This is a genomic window from Micromonospora sp. NPDC005298 (genome assembly GCF_040607375.1).
Taxonomy (GTDB): domain Bacteria; phylum Actinomycetota; class Actinomycetes; order Mycobacteriales; family Micromonosporaceae; genus Micromonospora.
Genome location: NZ_JBEXGP010000003.1, coordinates 26,662 through 43,846 on the forward strand (window position 1 = coordinate 26,662; position 17,185 = coordinate 43,846).

Below are 17,185 nucleotides of genomic sequence, written 5' to 3' on the forward strand. Positions count from 1 at the left end.
GCCGACCCGGGCGGTCAGACGGAAACGGGCTCCTCGGCGCGTACCGCTGTGGTTTCCGCGCGGGCGATGGGCCCGGCGGGCAGCGCGGCGACCGCGGCCGCGACGGCGACCGCCGCCCCGGCGAACAGGAACGCCCACGGCACGCCGCCGGCGTTGTCCACGATGAGGCCGGCCACCGCGCCGCCGGCGGCGCTGGCCGCGACAGCGATGGTGACAACCCAGGTGTACGCCTCGTTCAGCATGCCGGTGGGGGCGATCCGGCCGACCAGGGTGTTCTCCAGGGTCAGCGCGGGAGCGATGGCGGCACCACCGACGATCAGCGCGACGCCGAGCGCCAGCGGGGTGGGCATCACCGCGAAGATGACGAACGTGCCGGCGACGGCGGCGAGCAGCAGGGCGAACTGTCGGGTCATGTTCGCGGCCGGCCGTCGTACGCCGAACCAGAAGCCGCCGATGGCGCTGCCGACTCCCCAGACGGCGAGCAGGATGCCGGCCAGGCTCTCCGGGTCGCCTGTGGTGTGGCCGCTCGCGTACGCCGGGACGGTCACCCCGGCGGCGCCGAACGCGATGCCGAGGCCGGCCACGCAGACCAGCAGGGCGGGGAACCCGGCGACGCGCAGCGGGCCGAGCCCTCGGGCGTGGTGTTCGCGCGGGTGGGGGCGCCAGCCGCGCATCACCTGGCCGAGCGCGACCGCGCTGGTCCCGACGAGGGTGACCACGGCCGCCCCGATCAGGGCCGCCGCCGCGTCGGCCACCAGCACGAAACCGGCCACGAGCAGCGGGCCGAGGACGAACACGATCTCGAACAGTGAGGTCTCCGCGGCGAGCGCGGTGTTGCGCAGGGCGTACCGGCCGGAGGTGGCGCTGGTCAGCTCGTTCCAGGCGCCCCGGATGGCGGCGGTGAGCGGCGGGAAGGTGGCCCCGGCGACACCGGACGCCAGGTAGATGGCCGCGAGGGCGTCGTCGCCGGAGCGGCTGGCCAGCAGCAGCCCGGTGAGCGCCAGCGGGTGGGCCACTGCGGTGACCAGGAGGACGGGGCTCGGTCCGACCCGGTCGGCGATCCGCCCGGCGATCGGGCTGAGCGCGGCGCCGGCGATGGCGTAGATGCCGCCCGCGACGGCGGCGAGGGCGTACCGCCCGGTCACCTGCTCGACCACCAGCAGCAGCGCCAGCGGCGTCATGCCGATCCCGAGTCGCCCGATGATGCCGGTGAGCAGCAGCATCGGCGCACCGGGGATCTGCCATACGCCCAGGTACTGACGCAGCGCGGCCACCGTGAACCTCCGAGGATGTAATGGGCGAGAGCCGTTACGACCCTAACGCCGAGGGTCAGCGGCAGGAACCGGATATCGCGTCCGACACAGCACTCCGCCCGTACCCGGTACGACCGGGTACGGGCGGAGTGGACGTTCAGCGGGTCAGCGCTGGAACTGCACGGGCCCCGAGTTGGCGGCCATGCGCTCCAGCCGGGCGACCCGGTCCTCCATCTTCGGGTGGGTGGAGAACAGCGCCGCCATGCCGCCACCCCGGAACGGGTTGGCGATCATGAGGTGCGCGGTGCTGGTGAGCTGGCCCTGGGCCGGCAGCGGCCGACGCCGCGCCACCGCGTCGATCTTGCGCAGGGCGCTGGCCAGCGCCAGCGGGTCGCCGCTCAGCTCGGCACCCGAGGCGTCCGCCTGGAACTCGCGGCTCCGGCTGATCGCCAGCTGGATGATGCTGGCCGCGATCGGGCCCAGGATCAGGGTGAGCAGCAACACGGCCGGGTTCGGCCGGTCCTCGTCGTCCCCACCGCCCAGCGGGATGAAGAAGGCGAGGTTCGCCAGGAGCGTGATGATGCTCGCCAGACCGGCGGCAACGCTGGAGATCAGGATGTCGCGGTTGTAGACGTGCGACAGCTCGTGACCGATCACACCGCGCAACTCGCGGTAGTCGAGGATCTCGGTGATGCCCTGCGTCACGCAGACCGCCGCGTGCTGCGGGTTACGACCCGTGGCGAACGCGTTCGGCTGCGCGGTCGGGCTCACGTACAGCCGTGGCATCGGTTGGCGGGCCTCGGCCGCCAGCTCACGCACCATCCGGTACAGCTCGGGGAACTGTGCCTCGGTGACCGGTTGCGCCCCCATCGAGCGCAGTGCGATCTTGTCGGAGTAGAAGTAGGAAACGCCGTTCATGACCAGTGAGATCAGGACGGCGATGACCAGACCGCCACTGCCGCCGAACCAGTAGCCCACCGCGAGGATCAGGGCGCTGAGCAGGCCAAGCAGCGCTGCGGTCTTCAGACGGTTGTGGTGATGCACGATCTCTCCTTCGGTGCACGGATCGCCGGGATCCGCTGACCGGTGTAACAACCCGGTACCCGTCAACCATCCATCTCAACGCTGAGAGTTGACTGAGGGTCAGCGGCCGGCCAGGTCCAGCACCAGCTGCGGAGCGACGCCGACCACCACGGCGGCCACCGTCGCCACCGCCAGCACCACCGCCACCACACCCACCAGGGGTACGGCCACCGCACCGCCCGCCGTCGGCGACGTCGGCGACGTCGGCGACGTCCACAGGCTGGCGGTCACCCGCAGGTAGTAGGCCAGCCCGATCACCGCGTTCAGCGCCACCACCAGCGCCAGCCAGCCGGCGCCACCGTCCAGCAGCGCCCGGACCACCGCCACCTTCGCGAACAACCCGGCCAGCCCCGGTGGCAGACCCGCCAGACCGACCAGGGCGAGACCGAGCGCGGCGCCGCGCCACGGGTGCCTCCGGGCCGCCCCGCGCAGGTCGGCAAGCGTGCCGCCGTCCGCGCCCACCGGACGCAACGCGGTCACCCCGGCGAACGCGGCCAACTCCAGCACCACGAAGAACACGGCGTACGCCACCGCTGCCGCGTACGCCGCGGAACGCGCCTCACCCGTGCGACCGGCGGCCAGCGCCAACGCGCCGAGCGGGGCGAGGATGTAACCGGCCTGCGCCACGGACGACCAGGCGAGCAGCCGCACCGTACGCCGCTGACGCAGCGCGACCAGGTTGCCGACGGTCATGGTGAGCACCGCGAGCACGGCGAGCACCGGCCCGGTCTGCTCGGCCGGCAGCGCCCGCTGCACCACGGCCAGCAGCGCGACGAGGCCGCCCAGTTTCGACGCGGTGGACAGGTACGCGGCCACCGGCAGCGGCGCGCCGTCGTAGGTGGCCGGCGCCCAGGCGTGGAACGGCACCGCCGCCACCTTGAAGGCCAGCCCGACCAGCAGCAACGCCACCGCGGCGGTGGTCAGCGGCAGATCCCGCAGCTCCGGCCGCTCGGCCAGCAGCGCGCCGACCCGGTCCAGGTGCAGCCCGCCGGTCACCGCGCACAGCAGCGCCGCGCCGAGCAGCGTCACCGTGGTGGCCACCACGCTCACCACGAAGAACGTCACCGCCGCCTCGGCGCTCGCGAGGCTGCCCCGGCGCAGGCCGACCAGCACGTACAGCGGCAGGGTCAGCGTCTCCAGGGCGACGATCAGGGTGATCAGGTCACCTGCCGCGCCGAGCACCACGCCGCCGGTCATCGAGCAGGCCAGCAGGAAGCAGTACTCCCCCACCGGCGAGCGCCCGGCCCGCAGCGCGGGCGCGGACAACCCGAGCACGCCCAGGGTGAGCAGCGCCACCACCGCACCGACCAGGGCCGCACGCCCGCCGAAGACCCAGGAGCAGTCGGCTCCGACGCAGAACGTCAGCCGTTCCCCGGACGCACCGACGGCGGCGGAGGCGACGGCGGTACCGAGCGCCCCGAGCGCGGCCACCACGACCGTGGCCCGGGGCCGCGCCAGCAGCAGGTCCACGACGAGCACCAGGACGGCGGTGCCGGCGGCCAGGTACGCCGGGAGCAGCGCGACGCTGTCCACACTCTGCACGGCGTTCATCGCCTGACCACCCCGATGAGGGCGTCGACGGGCGCCTCGGCGACGCCGAGGACCAGCGCCGGCGCCAGCCCGATGGCCAACGCCAGCAGCACCAGCGGAACCCACGCGGTCAGCTCCGCGCCGGCCAGCCCGGCACCGACCCCACCGACCGCCGGACTGGGCCGGCCGTGGGTGACCTGGCGCAGCAACCGCAGGAGGTACGCGGCGGTGAGCGCGCCACCGACCGCCGCCAGCACCCCGAGGGTGGTCCACAGCGGGCCGCCCACCTGCACGGCGGCGACCACCGCGAACGCCTCACCCCAGAAGCCGGCCAGCCCGGGCAGGCCGAGCGACGCGACAGCCGCGAACGCGAGCAGACCCGCCAGCCGGGGCGAGGTCTCCCGCAGCCCGGACAACTCGGCGAGAGTGCCCGTGCCGGTCCGGTCCTTCACCGCCCCGGCCAGGAAGAACAGCAGCCCGGTGATCACCCCGTGCGCGACGTTGCCGATCAGGGCCGCCTGGATGCCGGTGGCGGTCAACGTGGCGACACCCAGCAGCACGAAGCCCATGTGCCCCACGCTGGAGTACGCGATCAGCCGTTTGACGTCCACCTGGGCCAGGCACACAAGCGACCCGACCAGGATCGCGGCGACGGCCAGCACACCAAGCACCGGAGCCGCCCAGCGTGCGCCCTCCGGCGCCACCCCCACCGCCACCCGGATCAGACCGTACGTGCCCATCTTGAGCAGCACCCCGGCCAGCACCACACTGCCCACGGTGGGTGCCTGGGTGTGCGCGTCGGGAAGCCACGAGTGCAGCGGCCACAGCGGACTCTTCACCGCGAACGCCAACGCCAGCAGCGTGAACGCGACCAACTGGGTGCCCCGGGACAACCCGCCGCCACCGGTCAGCGCCACCACGTCGGCGGTGCCGGCGGCCGCGACCACCACGTACACGCCGACCAGCAGCAGCACCGAGCCGAACAGGGTGTACAGCGCGAACTTGCGGGCCGCCCGACGCCGGTCCGCACCGCCCCAGCCGGCGATGATCGCGTACATCGGCAGCAGGACGACCTCGAAGAAGAGGAAGAACAACACCAGGTCCAGGGCGAGGAACGTGCCCAGGATGCCCACCTCGACAACCAGCAGCAGCGCCACAAGCGCCCGGCCGCTGCCGCCGTCGGGCACCCGCCACATCGTGTACGCGCAGCAGAGCAACGTGAGCAGCGCGGTCAACACCACAAGCGGCCACGAGATCCCGTCGACGCCGAGGTGGAACCGCAGGTCGAGACCCGGCACCCAGGGCAGGTCGAGCTGGTGCCAGGGGCGTACCGCCGGCGCGCCCGCCGACCACGCCACCCAACTCCGCCCGCCGAACACCAGCGGCACCGCGGCCAGCAGGGTCAACGCCGCCGCGACCGTGCCGACCAGCCGGGCCGGCCGGTCCCGGGGAGTTGCCGCCACCGCGACCGCGCCGAGCGCCGGCACCGCCAGGACGGCCACCAGCAGAACCTGCCCCACGCTCACCGGACCACTCCCATCAGGGCGGCTGCCAGCCCGATCAGCAGCGCGCCGGCCAGCACACCGGCGGCGGCGCGGGGCAGCGCGGCCCGGTGCAGCGCGGCCAGCCCACCGCCCAGGCCGGACGCGGCCCGCCCGCTGCCCTCGACAGCGCCGTCCACCACCACCTCGTCACCGGTACGCGCCGCGCGGGCCAGCGCGCGGACGGGGCGTACGACGAGGGTGTGCTGGACGTCGTCGAGCCGGAACGCGCGGGCGAAGACCGGCCGCAGCGGACCCAGCGCGGACGCCGGGTCGCCGGCCGGATCCCGACGCCAGCGCAGCGCCACCAGGCCCGCCCCGACCACCAGCAGCGCCAGCGGCAGCAGCACGCCCGGACCGAGGTGGACCAGGCCATCCTCGGAACCCGCCACCGGCACGGTGGGGAACCGGAGCCGGTCGGCGAACGCCCCGACGTACCCGGCCAGGCCGAGCAGCGCGGCGGGCACCGCCAGCAGCAGCACCGGCCAGCGCAGCAGCGCGGGCGGATCGTGCGGGGTGACCAACGGGAGCCGGGGCTCGCCGAAGAAGGCCCGCAGCAGCAGCCGGCCCGCGTACCAGGCGGTGACGGCCACGCCGACCAGCCCGGCGATCCAGACGATCCAGCCCACCCAGGACGGCGCCGGGCCGGTGCCCTCGAGCGCGGCCGACTCGGCGACCGTGAGCACGCCGTCCTTGCTCCAGAAGCCGGCCAGCGGTGGCACACCGACAAGCGCGCCCAGGCCCACCACGGTGCACCAGAAGGTCACCGGCATGCTGCGTCGCAGACCGCCCATCTCCGACATCAGCGTGGTGCCCACGGCGTGGATCACCGCGCCGGCGGCGAGGAACAGCAGCGCCTTGAACGCGGCGTGGGTGAGCAGGTGGAACAGCGCCGCCGACGGGGAGCCGACCGCAAGCGCGCCGGTCATGTAGCCCAGCTGGGACACCGTCGACCAGGCCAGCACCCGCTTGATGTCGTCCTGGGCGGTGGCGGCGAGCGCACCCAGCAGCAGGGTGGTCGCGCCGAGCACCCCCAGTACGGTCAGCGTCACCGGCGCGGCCGTGAACAGCGGGTAGAGCCGGGCCACCGCGTACACCCCGGCGGCGACCATCGTCGCGGCGTGGATCAGCGCGGAGATCGGCGTCGGGCCGGCCATCGCGTCCGGCAGCCAGGTGTGCAGCGGGAACTGCGCGCTCTTGCCGGCGACCCCGGCGAGCAGCAGCAGGCCGGCGGCGGTCAACGTCACGCCGGAGTGGTCGTGGGCGAGCACGTCGGAGATCCGGAAGCTGCCCGTCGACACGCCGAGCAGCGCGATACCGAGCAGGAAGCCGACGTCGCCGACGCGCGTCACCAGGAACGCCTTCACGGCGGCGGCCGGAGCGCCGGCCAGTCGGCGGTCGTGGGCGATCAACAGGTACGAGCAGAGGCCCATCACCTCCCACCCGACCAGCAGCATGATCAGGTCACCGGCGACCACCACCAGCAGCATGGCGCCGGTGAAGATGCTGATCTGCGCGGCGTACGGCGGGTAGCGGTGGTCGACGTCGATGTCGTCGTGCGGGCCGCGTCGCAGGTAGCCGATCGAGTAGACCTGCACGGCCAGGGCGACCGCGGTGACCGCCACCGCGACAAGCGCGGCCGCGCCGTCCAGCCGTACGCCCAGCGTCACCGTCAACCCACCGATGTCGACCCAGGTGGTCGACGTCTGCGTCGGACCGTCCACGGTCACCAGCAGCGCGACGGCCAGCGCCAACGCGCCCACCGCGCCGGCCACCCCGAGCGCCACGGCCACCTGGCGGGCCCTGGCGCCGCCGGTCGTGTCGTCCGGCCGCGGAGCCGGCGGCAGCAGCAGACCGAGCAGGCCCGCGGTCAGAGGTACGGCGGGCAGCAGCGCCCCGAGCAGCCCGGTCACCGGCCCGCCTCCGCGTCCCGACCCACGGCTGCCGGCTCGGCGAGCGGCACGTCGTCCACCGCGACGGTGGCCCTCAGCCGGTAGAGCTGAAGGACGATCGCCAACCCCACCCCGATCTCGGCGGCGGCGAGGACGATGACGAACAGCGCGAAGACCTGCCCGGAGTGCGGCAGCACGGCACGGGCGGTGGTGTCGGCGCTGACCAGGATCAGGTTGACCGCGTTGAGCATCAGCTCGACAGCCATCAGCACCAGCACCGCGTTGCGCCGACGCAGCACGCCGTAGACGCCGAGGCCGAACAGCAACGCGGCGGTGACGTACGGGATGACCGGCCTCACCGGCGCCCCCCGGCGTCCACGCCCCGCGCCGGTGCTTCCGCGCCGTCGCCGCGCCGGTCGGGCCGGCCAATGTCCGGACGGGACAGCACCACCGCGCCCACCAGAGCGGACAGCAGCAGCACCGAGAGCACCTCGAACGGCAGCACCCAGGACTGGAAGATCTGCTCACCCAGCCGCTCGGCGGTGCCCGCGTCCGGCAGCGCGACACTGCCCCACCGGTACGCGTCGACCAGCAGGACGGTCAACCCCAGCCCCGCGCCGCCGCCGATCAGGGCGGCCGGCCAGCCGGGCCGGTCCAGGTCGTCGGAGACGCCGATCGGCGCCCGGGTCAGCATCACCGCGAACAGCAGCAGCACCACCACGGCGCCCACGTAGATCAACACCTGGACCCAGGCCACCAGCTCGGCGCCGAGCACCAGATAGTCGCCGGCCAACGCGCCGAGGCAGACCACCAGGTAGAGGCCGGCGCGGACCAGATGCTTCGTGGTCACCACCAGCACACCGGCACCGACCGCCACCGCGCCCAAGGCGAGCAGCAGCACATCCGCGCCCGTCACGAGGCGGCACCCGGGTCGACGCCGGGCTCGGGGCGTACCGATGGAGGGGCCGGACGCGCGGCCTTGCGCGCGGCTGCGGTCTCCTCCTTGGCAGGCTCGCCGTTGGGGTCGTGCGCGGGCGGCGGCGGCACGGTGGCCATCCACTGACCGAGGTGGTCCTTGTCGTGCAGCAGGTCCTTGATGTCGTACTCGGCGTACTCGAACTCCGGCGACCAGTAGAGCGCGTCGAACGGGCAGACCTCGATGCAGATGCCGCAGTACATGCAGAGCGAGAAGTCGATGTCGAACTTGTCGAGCACGTTGCGCTGGCGGGGGCGGGCGGCGCCGGGCACCGCCACCTCCTCCTTGTGCGAGTCGATGTAGATGCACCAGTCCGGACACTCGCGGGCGCAGAGCATGCAGACCGTGCAGTTCTCCTCCGACAACGCGATCACACCACGCGAGCGGGGCGGCAGCTCGGGGGCGACGTCCGGGTACTGCTGGGTGGTGGTGCGGCTGGTCATCGTCTTGAGGGTGACCGCCAGCCCCTTCACCAGGCCCGCGCCGGGAAGGCCGCGGTCGCCGGTGTCGCCGCGCTCGCCGGTGTCGCTCATGTCGACCATCCTGCCCTGTGGCCCCGGCGCGCGCGACCACCACCCACAGGTCCGCGGCACGACGGCGGTCGCGGTGGCGGTCGCGCGGATCACGCCCCCGGGTCGATGACCCCTGTCGGTGGGAGCATCTCGACGCCGAGCTGTTGCAACAGTTGGAACAGCTCGTTGCAGCTCCACACCTCGACGATCCGGCCCGCCACGTCGAAGCGCAGGAACGTCGCCCCCGAGTAGCTGACCACCTGACCGGTCGGCGGCACCGGCCCGAACTGGCCCATCTGGGTGCCCGCCGCCCGCCAGTGCACGGCCACCCGCTCACCCGCCGCCACCACGTCCACGATCTTGTAGCGCAGGTCCGGGAAGGCCGCCCGCCGCTCCCGGTGCCAGGCCAGCGTGGCCTCCGGGCCGGTCCCGCCCAGCCCCGGACACTCGTCGGCGACCAGCTCGTACGCCGACTCCTCCCGGCGGGCGTTCCACACGTCGGCGATGAACCGCCGGGCCGTCGCCTCCGCATCCGTCACCCCGGCAGGGTAGCCGGACACACCGTGGTAGATCCGTGAGGATGGGGTAGAGACAGGGGAACAACCGGGAGGGTGACGTGGGCGAGGAAACAGGCGGGAAGTACGTCGAGCCGGGTGGCGAGTTCACCCGCGACCAGCGGTACATCGCGACCCGGATCACCGAGGACGGGCGCGACGGATACCCGGTGGAGCCCGGCCGGTACCGGCTGGCGGTCAGCCGGGCCTGCCCGTGGGCCAACCGCCTGATCATCGTGCGGCGGCTGCTCGGCCTGGAGGACGCCATCTCGATGGCGGTGGCCGGCCCGACCCACGACGCCCGGAGCTGGACCTTCGACCTCGACCCCGACGGCCGGGACCCGGTGCTCGGCATCGAGCGCATCCAGGAGGCGTACTTCAAGCGCTTCCCCGGCTACGAACGCGGCATCACCGTGCCGGCGATGGTGGACGTGCCGACCGGGCAGGTCGTGACCAACGACTACGCGCAGATGAGCCTGGACCTGTCCACCCAGTGGGGCGCGTACCACCGCGAGGGCGCCCCGCAGCTCTACCCCGAACACCTGCGCGAGCAGATCGACGAGGTCAACGCCGTCGTCTTCCGGGACGTCAACAACGGCGTCTACCGGTGCGGCTTCGCCGGCAACCAGGAGGCGTACGACAAGGCGTACCACCAGCTCTTCGACCGGCTGGACTGGTTGACCGAGCGGCTGACCGACCAGCGTTACCTGGTCGGCGACACCATCACCGAAGCCGACGTCCGGCTGTTCACCACGCTGGTCCGCTTCGACCCCGTCTACCACGGCCACTTCAAGTGCAACAGGCAGAAGCTGAGCGAGATGCCGGTGCTGTGGGCGTACGCGCGGGACCTGTTCCAGACGCCCGGGTTCGGCGACACCATCGACTTCGACCACATCAAGCGGCACTACTACGAGGTGCACCGCGACATCAACCCGACCGGGATCGTGCCGCTCGGCCCCGACCTGTCCAACTGGCTGATCCCGCACAGCCGGGAAGCCCTCGGCGGCCGCCCCTTCGGCGACGGCACCCCGCCCCCGCCACCGCTCGAGCCGGTCGACCCGGCACACACCCCGCTGCGCTGAGCCCCACCCGCGCGCCCGCCCCGCCGGCCCGGGGCGGGGCGGCGGGTTACAGGGCGACGCGGACTGCTGCCGTCAGGACCAGCTGCGCCAGCGCGGCGGGCACCAGGACCAGCCAGCAGAGGCGCTGGAGCTGGTCCTCGCGCAGTCGGGGGTAGGAGACCCGCAGCCAGATGATCACGAAGGCGACGGCGAAGACCTTGAGCAGGGTCCACAGCCAACCGAGCTGGTCGTCGGCGAACGGGCCCTGCCAGCCGCCGAGGAACAGCACTGTGGTCAACGCGGCGATCACCACGATGCCGACGTACTCGGCGAGCAGGAAGAACGCGAACCGCAGCCCCGTGTACTCGGTCATGTAGCCGAAGACCAGCTCCGAGTCGGCCACCGGCATGTCGAACGGTGGCCGGCGGATCTCGGCCAGCCCCGCGACGAAGAAAATGATCATCGCGGGCGCCTGCCAGAGCAGCCACCACGGCTGCCACGCCTCGACGATGCCGGAGAGGCTGAGCGTGCCCGCCGCCATCGCCACCGAGGCGGCGGCCAGCACCAGCGGCAACTCGTACCCGAGCAGCTGCGCGGCACCGCGCAGCCCGCCGAGCAGGCTGTACTTGTTGGCCGACGCCCACGCCGACATGAGCACCGCCACCACACCGACGCCGACCACGGCCAGCACGAAGAACAGGCCGATGTCCAACGGTTGCCCGACCAGGTCATTCGGGCCGAGCGGGATGACAAGCAGCACCAGCAGGTAGGGCACCAGCGCCACCGCCGGCGCCAACCGGAACACCGCCCGGTCCGCCTCGCGCGGGGTCACGTCCTCCTTCTGCACGAACTTGACCCCGTCGGCGACCAACTGGGCCCAGCCGTGGAAGCCGCCCGCGTACATCGGGCCGAGCCGGCCCTGCATGTGCGCCATCACCTTGTGCTCGGTCTGGCCGACAAGCAACGGCAGGGTGAGGAACGCGACGAGCACCCCACCCACCCGCAGCACCAGCTCCACCCAGAGCGGCATCAGCGCGTACCCCCGTCGTCGTCGGCGCCGTCGGAGGCCGGCGGGCCCGCGACCGGCCCGGGCCGCGCGGACCCCGCCGCGCCGCCGTCGGTGCCGGCGGGTCGGGGGGTACGCGCCGGACGGGCCCCCGGGGCCGGCCGCGCGGGCCGCTCACCTGCCGGCCGCGCCGGAGTACCGCCACGCGGCCCCTCCCCCACGCCGCCCGCGCCCGCAGGCGTGGGTGTGGTCCCCCACTCACCCGGAGCGGGCACCCCCGGCGGGCGGATCGGTCGACGTCCACCGCCGGCCTCGGACTCGCCCGGTTCCTTCGCGCCCGGCCACGGCTTGGCCACCCGCGAGGCCAGCACGAACTCCTTGCGCAGCGGATGACCCTCGAACTCCGGCGGCAGCAGCAGCGGTCGCAGCTCGCCGTGACCTGTGAAACCGATGCCGAACATCTCGTGCGTCTCCCGCTCGTGCCAGGCCGCGCCCGGGTAGACGTCCACCACGGACGCCACAGTGGGCGCGTCGCGGGGCACCCGGGTGCGCAGCAGCACCCCGTGCCGCAGCCGCGTCGACCACAGGTGCGCCACCACGTCGAAGCCCTCCGCCAGCTCGTCCACGGCGGAGAGCCAGTCGAAGAAGTCGCAGGCCAGCTCGGCGTCGTCGCGGGCGGTACGCAGCGCGGCCGACCAGTCCGCCGGCGGGACGTCGACGGTGGCGCGGGCGAACCGCTGCCCGCCGGAGACCGACGGGGTCACCGCGACCGGCGCGAGCAACGCGACCAGCCGAGCGCCGACCTCTTCGGGAGTCATGCCGCTGATCCTAGTGCCGGCCCCGGCCCGCGCCGGTCGGCCGCCGATGCCCGCCCGGCGCTTCGGCCCGGCGCGACGATCTGCCGGCTTTGCCGGGCGGCCCGACTCCCGGCGGGGAAAGATGAGGGGCGTGCGCGCTGTGACTGTGACACCCGGGGTCGCCGATTCGCTGCGCCTCGTCGAGGACCATCCGGAGCCGCCGGCCGAGGAGGGCGCGATCCTCGTCGAAGCGCTGGCGGTCGGGATCTGCGGCACCGACCACGAGATCATCGCCGGAGAGTACGGCGAGGCGCCGCCGGGCGCGGACCGCCTGGTCATCGGGCACGAGTCGCTGGGCCGCGTGGTCGAGGACCCGACCGGCACCCTGCAAGCCGGTGACCTGGTGGCCGGCATCGTCCGGCACCCCGACCCGGTGCCCTGCCCGAACTGCGCGGTCGGCGAGTGGGACATGTGCCGCAACGACCGGTACACCGAACACGGCATCAAGGCGCTGCCCGGGTTCGCCCGCGACCGCTGGCGGATCGAGCCGCAGTTCGCGGTCCGGCTCGACCCGACGCTGGCCCAGGTCGGCGTGCTGCTGGAGCCGACAAGCGTGGTGGCGAAGGCCTGGGACCACATCGAGCGGATCGGGCACCGGGCCGAGTGGCAACCGCAGACCGTGCTGGTGACCGGAGCCGGACCGATCGGGCTGCTCGCCGCGCTGCTCGGCACCCAGCGCGGACTCACCGTCCACGTGCTGGACCGGGCCACCGACGGGCCCAAGCCGGAACTCGTCGCCGGGCTCGGCGCCACCTACCACGCGGTGTCCGTCAACGACCTGCCCCTCGAACCCGACGTGGTGATCGAGTGCACCGGCGCGCCCACGGTGGTCCTCGACGTCATGTGCAAGGCGGGCCCCACCGGGATCGTCTGCCTGGCCGGAGTGTCCAGCGGGGGCCGGACCATCAACTTCGACGCCGGCGCACTCAACCGGGAACTGGTACTGGAGAACAACGTGGTGTTCGGCTCGGTGAACGCCAACCGCCGGCACTGGGACATGGCCGCGCAGGCGCTCGCCCGCGCCGACCAGGTCTGGCTCGAGTCGCTGATCACCCGCCGGGTGCCGGTGAACAGGTACGCCGACGCGTACACCCCCGGGCCCGACGACATCAAGGTGGTGCTGGAGTTCGCGTCCTGAACGCCCCGACCGGTCAGAGACCCGGCAGCCGGCCGTTGCGGAACAGGTCGACGAAGAGCTGGTGGTCCTGTCGGGCGCGCACCCCGTACGCGTGCGCGAAGTCCACCAGGTGCGTGACGAAACCCGACCCGTCGGCGTCCACCACCGCCACGATCGCCTCCTCCGTGGAGTAGTCCACCAGGTCGTGACTGGACTCGTCGTCGGCCACCGAGTGCATCCGGGCCACCGCCCGACCCAGATCGACGAGCACCCCGCTCAGCTCGTCCGGCTCGTTCACGTCCGACCAGTCCAGGTCGGCGGCGTACGGGGACACCTCGGCGACCAACTGACCGGCCCCGTCCAGCTCGGTGAAGCCCAGCCACGGGTCGGCGTGCGCCTGCAACGCCCGCTGCGACTCGGCCGTCCGGTGCCCCTGGTGCTGGAAGTAGTCGCGGACCGACTCGTCGGTGACGTACCGCGCCACCGCCGGCACCTGCGCCTGCTTCATGTAGATGACGACGTCGTTCTCCAGGGCCTCGGTGTGCCCCTCCAGCAGCAGGTTGTACGACGGCAGCCCGGCCGAACCGATGCCCACCCCCTTGCGCAGCACCACGTCCTTGATCCGGGTCGCCACCGGACGCAGCCGCGCCGAGGCGGTCGGCAGGGTGCCCAGGTACTCCTCGAAGGCGGCGCGGACCCTGTCCCGGGTGGCGTCGTCGATCTCGAAGACCCCGTCGCCGACCGAGAACCGCCGCTCGTAGTTGTCGACGGTGGTCTGCGCGGCGAGCAGGTCGACGCGTGTGTTGAGCCGGGCCTGCTGGAGCACCCGGCGCAGCACCCCGTCGGCGTTGTCGAGCGTGATCGACCCGATCGCGTCGTCCCCGCCTGCGGCGATGGCCCGCAACTCGGTCAGGTACGACCCGGCGAAGCCCGCCACCAGCTCGCCGATCACCGTGTCGGAGAGCGCCTTCCCGTAGCCCAGCAACGCCACGCTGGCCGCGAACCGCCGCAGGTCCCAGGTGAACGGCCCGACGTACGCCTCGTCGAAGTCGTTGACGTTGAACACCAGGTGCCCGGAGGCGTTCATGTACGTGCCGAAGTTCTCCGCGTGCAGGTCGCCGTGGATCCAGACCCGGCTGGTCCGGTCGTCGAGGAACCGGTCGTCGGCGAAGTCGCCGAGCTGGTCGGCGTAGAACAGCGCGGCGCTGCCCCGGTAGAAGGCGAACGGCGACGCGGCCATCTTGCGGAACTTGCGCCGGAAAGCCGCCGGGTCGAGCGCCATCGACGCGCCGAACTCCTCGGTGAGCACGCCGGCGATGTGGGCGGAGCGCTGGTCAGTTGAGCTGCTCATAGTGCGCAGGCTAGCGCCGTGGGTCCATAACGGGGTGGCGAGCGACCCGGCCATCGATGATGCTGTCTGGGTCACGGAGCGGGGGCCCGGATTCCACGGTTACGTCCGTCGATCGTGTCGTCGCCACGGGCGACGGCAGGTCCCCTCGCCGGACGTCGACCTTGGAGGACCAGATACATGTACCGAAAAACGGGGACCCTGCTCACCGCCGCACTGCTCGGCCTGACCGCGACGATCGGCTGGGCCGGCGCGGCGACCGCTGCTCCGGCGGACACCGCCAGCGCTGCGGTCTCACTGGGCAAGCTGATCCTGGAGCCGAGTGAGCGTGGCTACCAGGGCGCCATCCCGCTGACCGTCACCAACACCGGCAGCGAAACCGACTACTTCTACCTCAGACTGCACGAACCGGTGCCGGGCTCCTTCCCGTCGGGAGAATTCGGCTGCGACGCCGCCGAGCTGACGCCAGGGGACGATCGCCGGACGATGGACTGTGGGCTGACGGCCGAGGGGGGGTCGTCGCTGGCCCCGGGTGAAACCGTCCAGGTGGCGCTGAAGTTCGACGTACTGACCAACCCACGGACGTACCCGATGAGGATGGGCGGAGGCTGGGTCGAGGTCCACTCCACCCAGGGCGGTCTGGTGGCGCACGAGTCGTTCAACGCCCGTTTCCGCTCCACGACCGGGTCGCTGACCAACCCCCGGCTCTACGTGCAGGACACTCAGCCCAACGCCGCCATCACGGCGGTGGGCCGGGCGACCATCGACCCGGAGAACAGCGGCAACCTCCGCCTTCCGGTGACCGTCCGGTACCGGGGCGACGCTCCGCACCTCAGCCTGTACCTCAAGGCCAGCCCGTTGCCGGCCGGATCGGTGATCCAGTACACGATTCCCTCAGAGGGCCCGGCGATGTCGGACACGACGTCGGTGCCCGGGGGGCGGATGATGCGCGGCGAGTCGCGTAGCTTCGATGTGATCATCAGCCCGCCGACCGACCCGGCCGACTCGCAGGACATCATCACCCTGGAGGTGTCCGCCTTCTGGTACGGGGACGTGGACGCCGACCCGAGCGACAACACCGCCCAGACCACGCTGGCCGTCGCGACCAACAGCTGAGGCGTAGGCGGCCGACCGCCGCCCGGATTCCCTCCGGGGCGGTCGGCCGTCGCGCGCCTCCGTCGTCGTCAGCTTGCGGCGGGTGGGCGCACCGGGGCGGCGGTGAGCGAGTCGACCGAGCGCGGTGCGGCGGCCTCGCGGGGCGGGGCGTCCAGCGGCGCGGCCAGCACGTCCCGCTGCGGCACACCCCCGATGCCGGACTGCTCGGCGGCGATCTTCTCCTGCAGGCGCAGGATGCCGTGCAGCAGCGCCTCCGGCCGGGGCGGGCAGCCCGGCACGTACACGTCGACCGGGATGAGCTGGTCCACGCCCTTGGTGACCGAGTACGAGTCCCAGTAGGGGCCGCCGCAGTTGGAGCAGGCGCCGAACGAGATGACGTACTTCGGCTCGGGCATCTGGTCGTAGAGCCGCTTGATGGCCGGGGCCATCTTGTCGGTCACCGTGCCGGACACCACCATCAGGTCGGCCTGCCGGGGGCCGTGGGCGAACGGGATCACGCCGAGCCGGATGAAGTCGTGCCGGCCCATGCTGGTCGCGATGAACTCGATGGCGCAGCAGGCCAGGCCGAAGTTGAAGACCCAGAGCGAGTAGCGGCGCCCCCAGTTCAGCACGAACCGGATCGGCTCACCGAGCACTGCCGGTAGCTGCACGCCTGCCCCCTTCCGTCCTCCACGAGACAGTCAACCACAGCGTCCCGTCGCAACCCGGGGGGCCGCTCAGCGTCCTGGTCACCGGCGGGTGGTCGCTGACCCGGCGACCGGGCCCGACCGGCATCCCCGGCCGGGTCCGGTCGCGGGCACGCTCACCCGCTGGTGGACCGCAATCAGGCCGTCGCGACCGAGGGGCCGGGGCCGATCGGCTGGGCGACACCCGGGCCGGGGCCGATCGGCTGCGCGACCGAGGGGCCGGGACCGATCGGCTCGGCGACCGAGGGGCCGGGACCGATCGGCTCGGCGACCGAGGGGCCGGGACCGATCGGCTCGGCGACCGAGGGGCCGGGGCCGATGGCGAGGGACACACCCGGGCCGGGGCCGATCTCTCCCGGCGCGCCCGGGCCGGGGCCGATCGCCGTGACGGCTGCCGCCACGCCGCCCAGGCCGAGGGCCAGGCCCGCTGCCGCCGTCACTCCGCTGATCAGGATCTTTCGCATCATCGTCGTTCTCCCCGTGTCGTTGTGGGCTGATGCATTGACCGTACGGAACCGACGAATGTAGAGAAACCACCTTTTAGTGATATATATCTATACTGATGCCTGTTGATTGAATGACAACGTTGTGCCATGCCCGACGATGTCCCGGACGCGACAGAAAGGCGCGCAACCGCCCGGAGGGTCCGGCTG

At 72.7% G+C, this 17,185-nt stretch carries 17 protein-coding genes; 3 read left to right on the forward strand and 14 right to left on the reverse strand.

Going from position 1 to position 17,185, the window contains the following annotated elements; all coding sequences use genetic code 11:
• Window positions 1–14: 14 nt before the first annotated feature.
• The 9 genes from ABZS77_RS09115 to ABZS77_RS09155 all read right to left on the reverse strand — a co-directional run bounded on the left by ABZS77_RS09115 (window position 15) and on the right by ABZS77_RS09155 (window position 9,326).
• Window positions 15–1,274, reverse strand: coding sequence for an MFS transporter (locus ABZS77_RS09115; RefSeq protein WP_354819671.1), 1,260 nt, complete (start codon window positions 1,272–1,274; stop codon window positions 15–17).
• 144 nt (window positions 1,275–1,418) lie between these two features.
• On the reverse strand, window positions 1,419–2,300 hold the full coding sequence (htpX, locus tag ABZS77_RS09120; protein WP_354820452.1) for a zinc metalloprotease HtpX: 882 nt from the start codon (window positions 2,298–2,300) through the stop codon (window positions 1,419–1,421).
• A gap of 96 nt (window positions 2,301–2,396) precedes the next feature.
• Window positions 2,397–3,887 carry a proton-conducting transporter membrane subunit gene (locus ABZS77_RS09125; RefSeq protein ID WP_354819674.1) on the reverse strand — a complete coding sequence of 497 codons (1,491 nt, stop codon included), beginning with the start codon at window positions 3,885–3,887 and terminating at the stop codon, window positions 2,397–2,399.
• Entirely contained in the window at window positions 3,884–5,392 is a 1,509-nt protein-coding gene (locus ABZS77_RS09130; RefSeq protein ID WP_354819677.1) for an NADH-quinone oxidoreductase subunit M, read from the reverse strand. Before ABZS77_RS09130 ends, ABZS77_RS09125 begins: the two co-directional genes overlap by 4 nt.
• Entirely contained in the window at window positions 5,389–7,320 is a 1,932-nt protein-coding gene (locus ABZS77_RS09135) for an NADH-quinone oxidoreductase subunit L (RefSeq protein ID WP_354819680.1), read from the reverse strand. The genes ABZS77_RS09130 and ABZS77_RS09135 overlap by 4 nt, the downstream gene beginning before the upstream one ends.
• Window positions 7,317–7,658: an NADH-quinone oxidoreductase subunit NuoK gene (gene nuoK / locus ABZS77_RS09140; RefSeq protein ID WP_354819683.1), complete on the reverse strand. Its 342-nt coding sequence runs from the start codon at window positions 7,656–7,658 to the stop codon at window positions 7,317–7,319. Before nuoK ends, ABZS77_RS09135 begins: the two co-directional genes overlap by 4 nt.
• Window positions 7,655–8,215, reverse strand: a complete 561-nt coding sequence (locus tag ABZS77_RS09145; RefSeq protein WP_354819686.1) for an NADH-quinone oxidoreductase subunit J — start codon at window positions 8,213–8,215, stop codon at window positions 7,655–7,657. Before ABZS77_RS09145 ends, nuoK begins: the two co-directional genes overlap by 4 nt.
• A complete protein-coding gene (locus ABZS77_RS09150) occupies window positions 8,212–8,808 on the reverse strand; it encodes an NADH-quinone oxidoreductase subunit I (protein WP_354819689.1) in 597 nt (198 codons plus the stop codon). Before ABZS77_RS09150 ends, ABZS77_RS09145 begins: the two co-directional genes overlap by 4 nt.
• An 89-nt stretch (window positions 8,809–8,897) precedes the next feature.
• Complete coding sequence (locus tag ABZS77_RS09155) at window positions 8,898–9,326, reverse strand: ester cyclase (protein WP_354819692.1); 429 nt, start codon at window positions 9,324–9,326, stop codon at window positions 8,898–8,900.
• A 77-nt stretch (window positions 9,327–9,403) separates the two neighbouring features.
• Between ABZS77_RS09155 and ABZS77_RS09160 the strand changes: the two genes are divergently transcribed.
• The gene (locus ABZS77_RS09160; RefSeq protein ID WP_354819695.1) at window positions 9,404–10,423 is read left to right on the forward strand and encodes a glutathione S-transferase C-terminal domain-containing protein; all 1,020 of its coding nucleotides are present in this window, start codon (window positions 9,404–9,406) and stop codon (window positions 10,421–10,423) included.
• Between the two features lie 46 nt (window positions 10,424–10,469).
• Here the strand turns inward: ABZS77_RS09160 and ABZS77_RS09165 are convergent, their stop codons facing one another.
• Complete coding sequence (locus tag ABZS77_RS09165) at window positions 10,470–11,432, reverse strand: complex I subunit 1 family protein (RefSeq protein ID WP_354819698.1); 963 nt, start codon at window positions 11,430–11,432, stop codon at window positions 10,470–10,472.
• Window positions 11,432–12,226 carry an NADH-quinone oxidoreductase subunit C gene (locus tag ABZS77_RS09170; RefSeq protein ID WP_354819701.1) on the reverse strand — a complete coding sequence of 265 codons (795 nt, stop codon included), beginning with the start codon at window positions 12,224–12,226 and terminating at the stop codon, window positions 11,432–11,434. The genes ABZS77_RS09165 and ABZS77_RS09170 overlap by 1 nt, the downstream gene beginning before the upstream one ends.
• Before the next feature lie 130 nt (window positions 12,227–12,356).
• Here ABZS77_RS09170 and ABZS77_RS09175 point away from each other — a divergent pair, with 130 nt between their 5' ends.
• A complete protein-coding gene (locus ABZS77_RS09175; protein WP_354819704.1) occupies window positions 12,357–13,403 on the forward strand; it encodes a glucose 1-dehydrogenase in 1,047 nt (348 codons plus the stop codon).
• A 13-nt stretch (window positions 13,404–13,416) separates the two neighbouring features.
• Here ABZS77_RS09175 and ABZS77_RS09180 read toward each other — a convergent pair whose 3' ends face one another.
• Window positions 13,417–14,733 carry a DUF2252 domain-containing protein gene (locus tag ABZS77_RS09180; protein WP_354819707.1) on the reverse strand — a complete coding sequence of 439 codons (1,317 nt, stop codon included), beginning with the start codon at window positions 14,731–14,733 and terminating at the stop codon, window positions 13,417–13,419.
• Window positions 14,734–14,910: 177 nt separating this feature from the next.
• On the opposite strand from ABZS77_RS09180, the gene ABZS77_RS09185 reads away from it, so the two are divergent.
• Window positions 14,911–15,846, forward strand: coding sequence for a hypothetical protein (locus ABZS77_RS09185; RefSeq protein ID WP_354819710.1), 936 nt, complete (start codon window positions 14,911–14,913; stop codon window positions 15,844–15,846).
• 68 nt (window positions 15,847–15,914) lie between these two features.
• Here the strand turns inward: ABZS77_RS09185 and ABZS77_RS09190 are convergent, their stop codons facing one another.
• Both ABZS77_RS09190 and ABZS77_RS09195 read right to left on the reverse strand, forming a co-directional pair.
• Window positions 15,915–16,496, reverse strand: a complete 582-nt coding sequence (locus ABZS77_RS09190; protein WP_238647615.1) for an NADH-quinone oxidoreductase subunit B — start codon at window positions 16,494–16,496, stop codon at window positions 15,915–15,917.
• A gap of 173 nt (window positions 16,497–16,669) precedes the next feature.
• Window positions 16,670–16,999 carry a hypothetical protein gene (locus ABZS77_RS09195; RefSeq protein ID WP_354819713.1) on the reverse strand — a complete coding sequence of 110 codons (330 nt, stop codon included), beginning with the start codon at window positions 16,997–16,999 and terminating at the stop codon, window positions 16,670–16,672.
• Window positions 17,000–17,185: the final 186 nt, after the last annotated feature.

Bases quoted from the DNA above. Each gene is read 5' to 3' on its own strand.
- ABZS77_RS09125 (WP_354819674.1), bottom strand. From the start codon at position 3,887: ATGAACGCCGTGCAGAGTGTGGACAGCGTCGCGCTGCTCCCGGCGTAC.
- ABZS77_RS09150 (WP_354819689.1), bottom strand. From the start codon at position 8,808: ATGAGCGACACCGGCGAGCGCGGCGACACCGGCGACCGCGGCCTTCCC.
- ABZS77_RS09165 (WP_354819698.1), bottom strand. From the start codon at position 11,432: ATGCCGCTCTGGGTGGAGCTGGTGCTGCGGGTGGGTGGGGTGCTCGTC.
- ABZS77_RS09170 (WP_354819701.1), bottom strand. From the start codon at position 12,226: ATGACTCCCGAAGAGGTCGGCGCTCGGCTGGTCGCGTTGCTCGCGCCG.
- ABZS77_RS09180 (WP_354819707.1), bottom strand. From the start codon at position 14,733: ATGAGCAGCTCAACTGACCAGCGCTCCGCCCACATCGCCGGCGTGCTC.
- ABZS77_RS09185 (WP_354819710.1), top strand. From the start codon at position 14,911: ATGTACCGAAAAACGGGGACCCTGCTCACCGCCGCACTGCTCGGCCTG.
- ABZS77_RS09195 (WP_354819713.1), bottom strand. From the start codon at position 16,999: ATGATGCGAAAGATCCTGATCAGCGGAGTGACGGCGGCAGCGGGCCTG.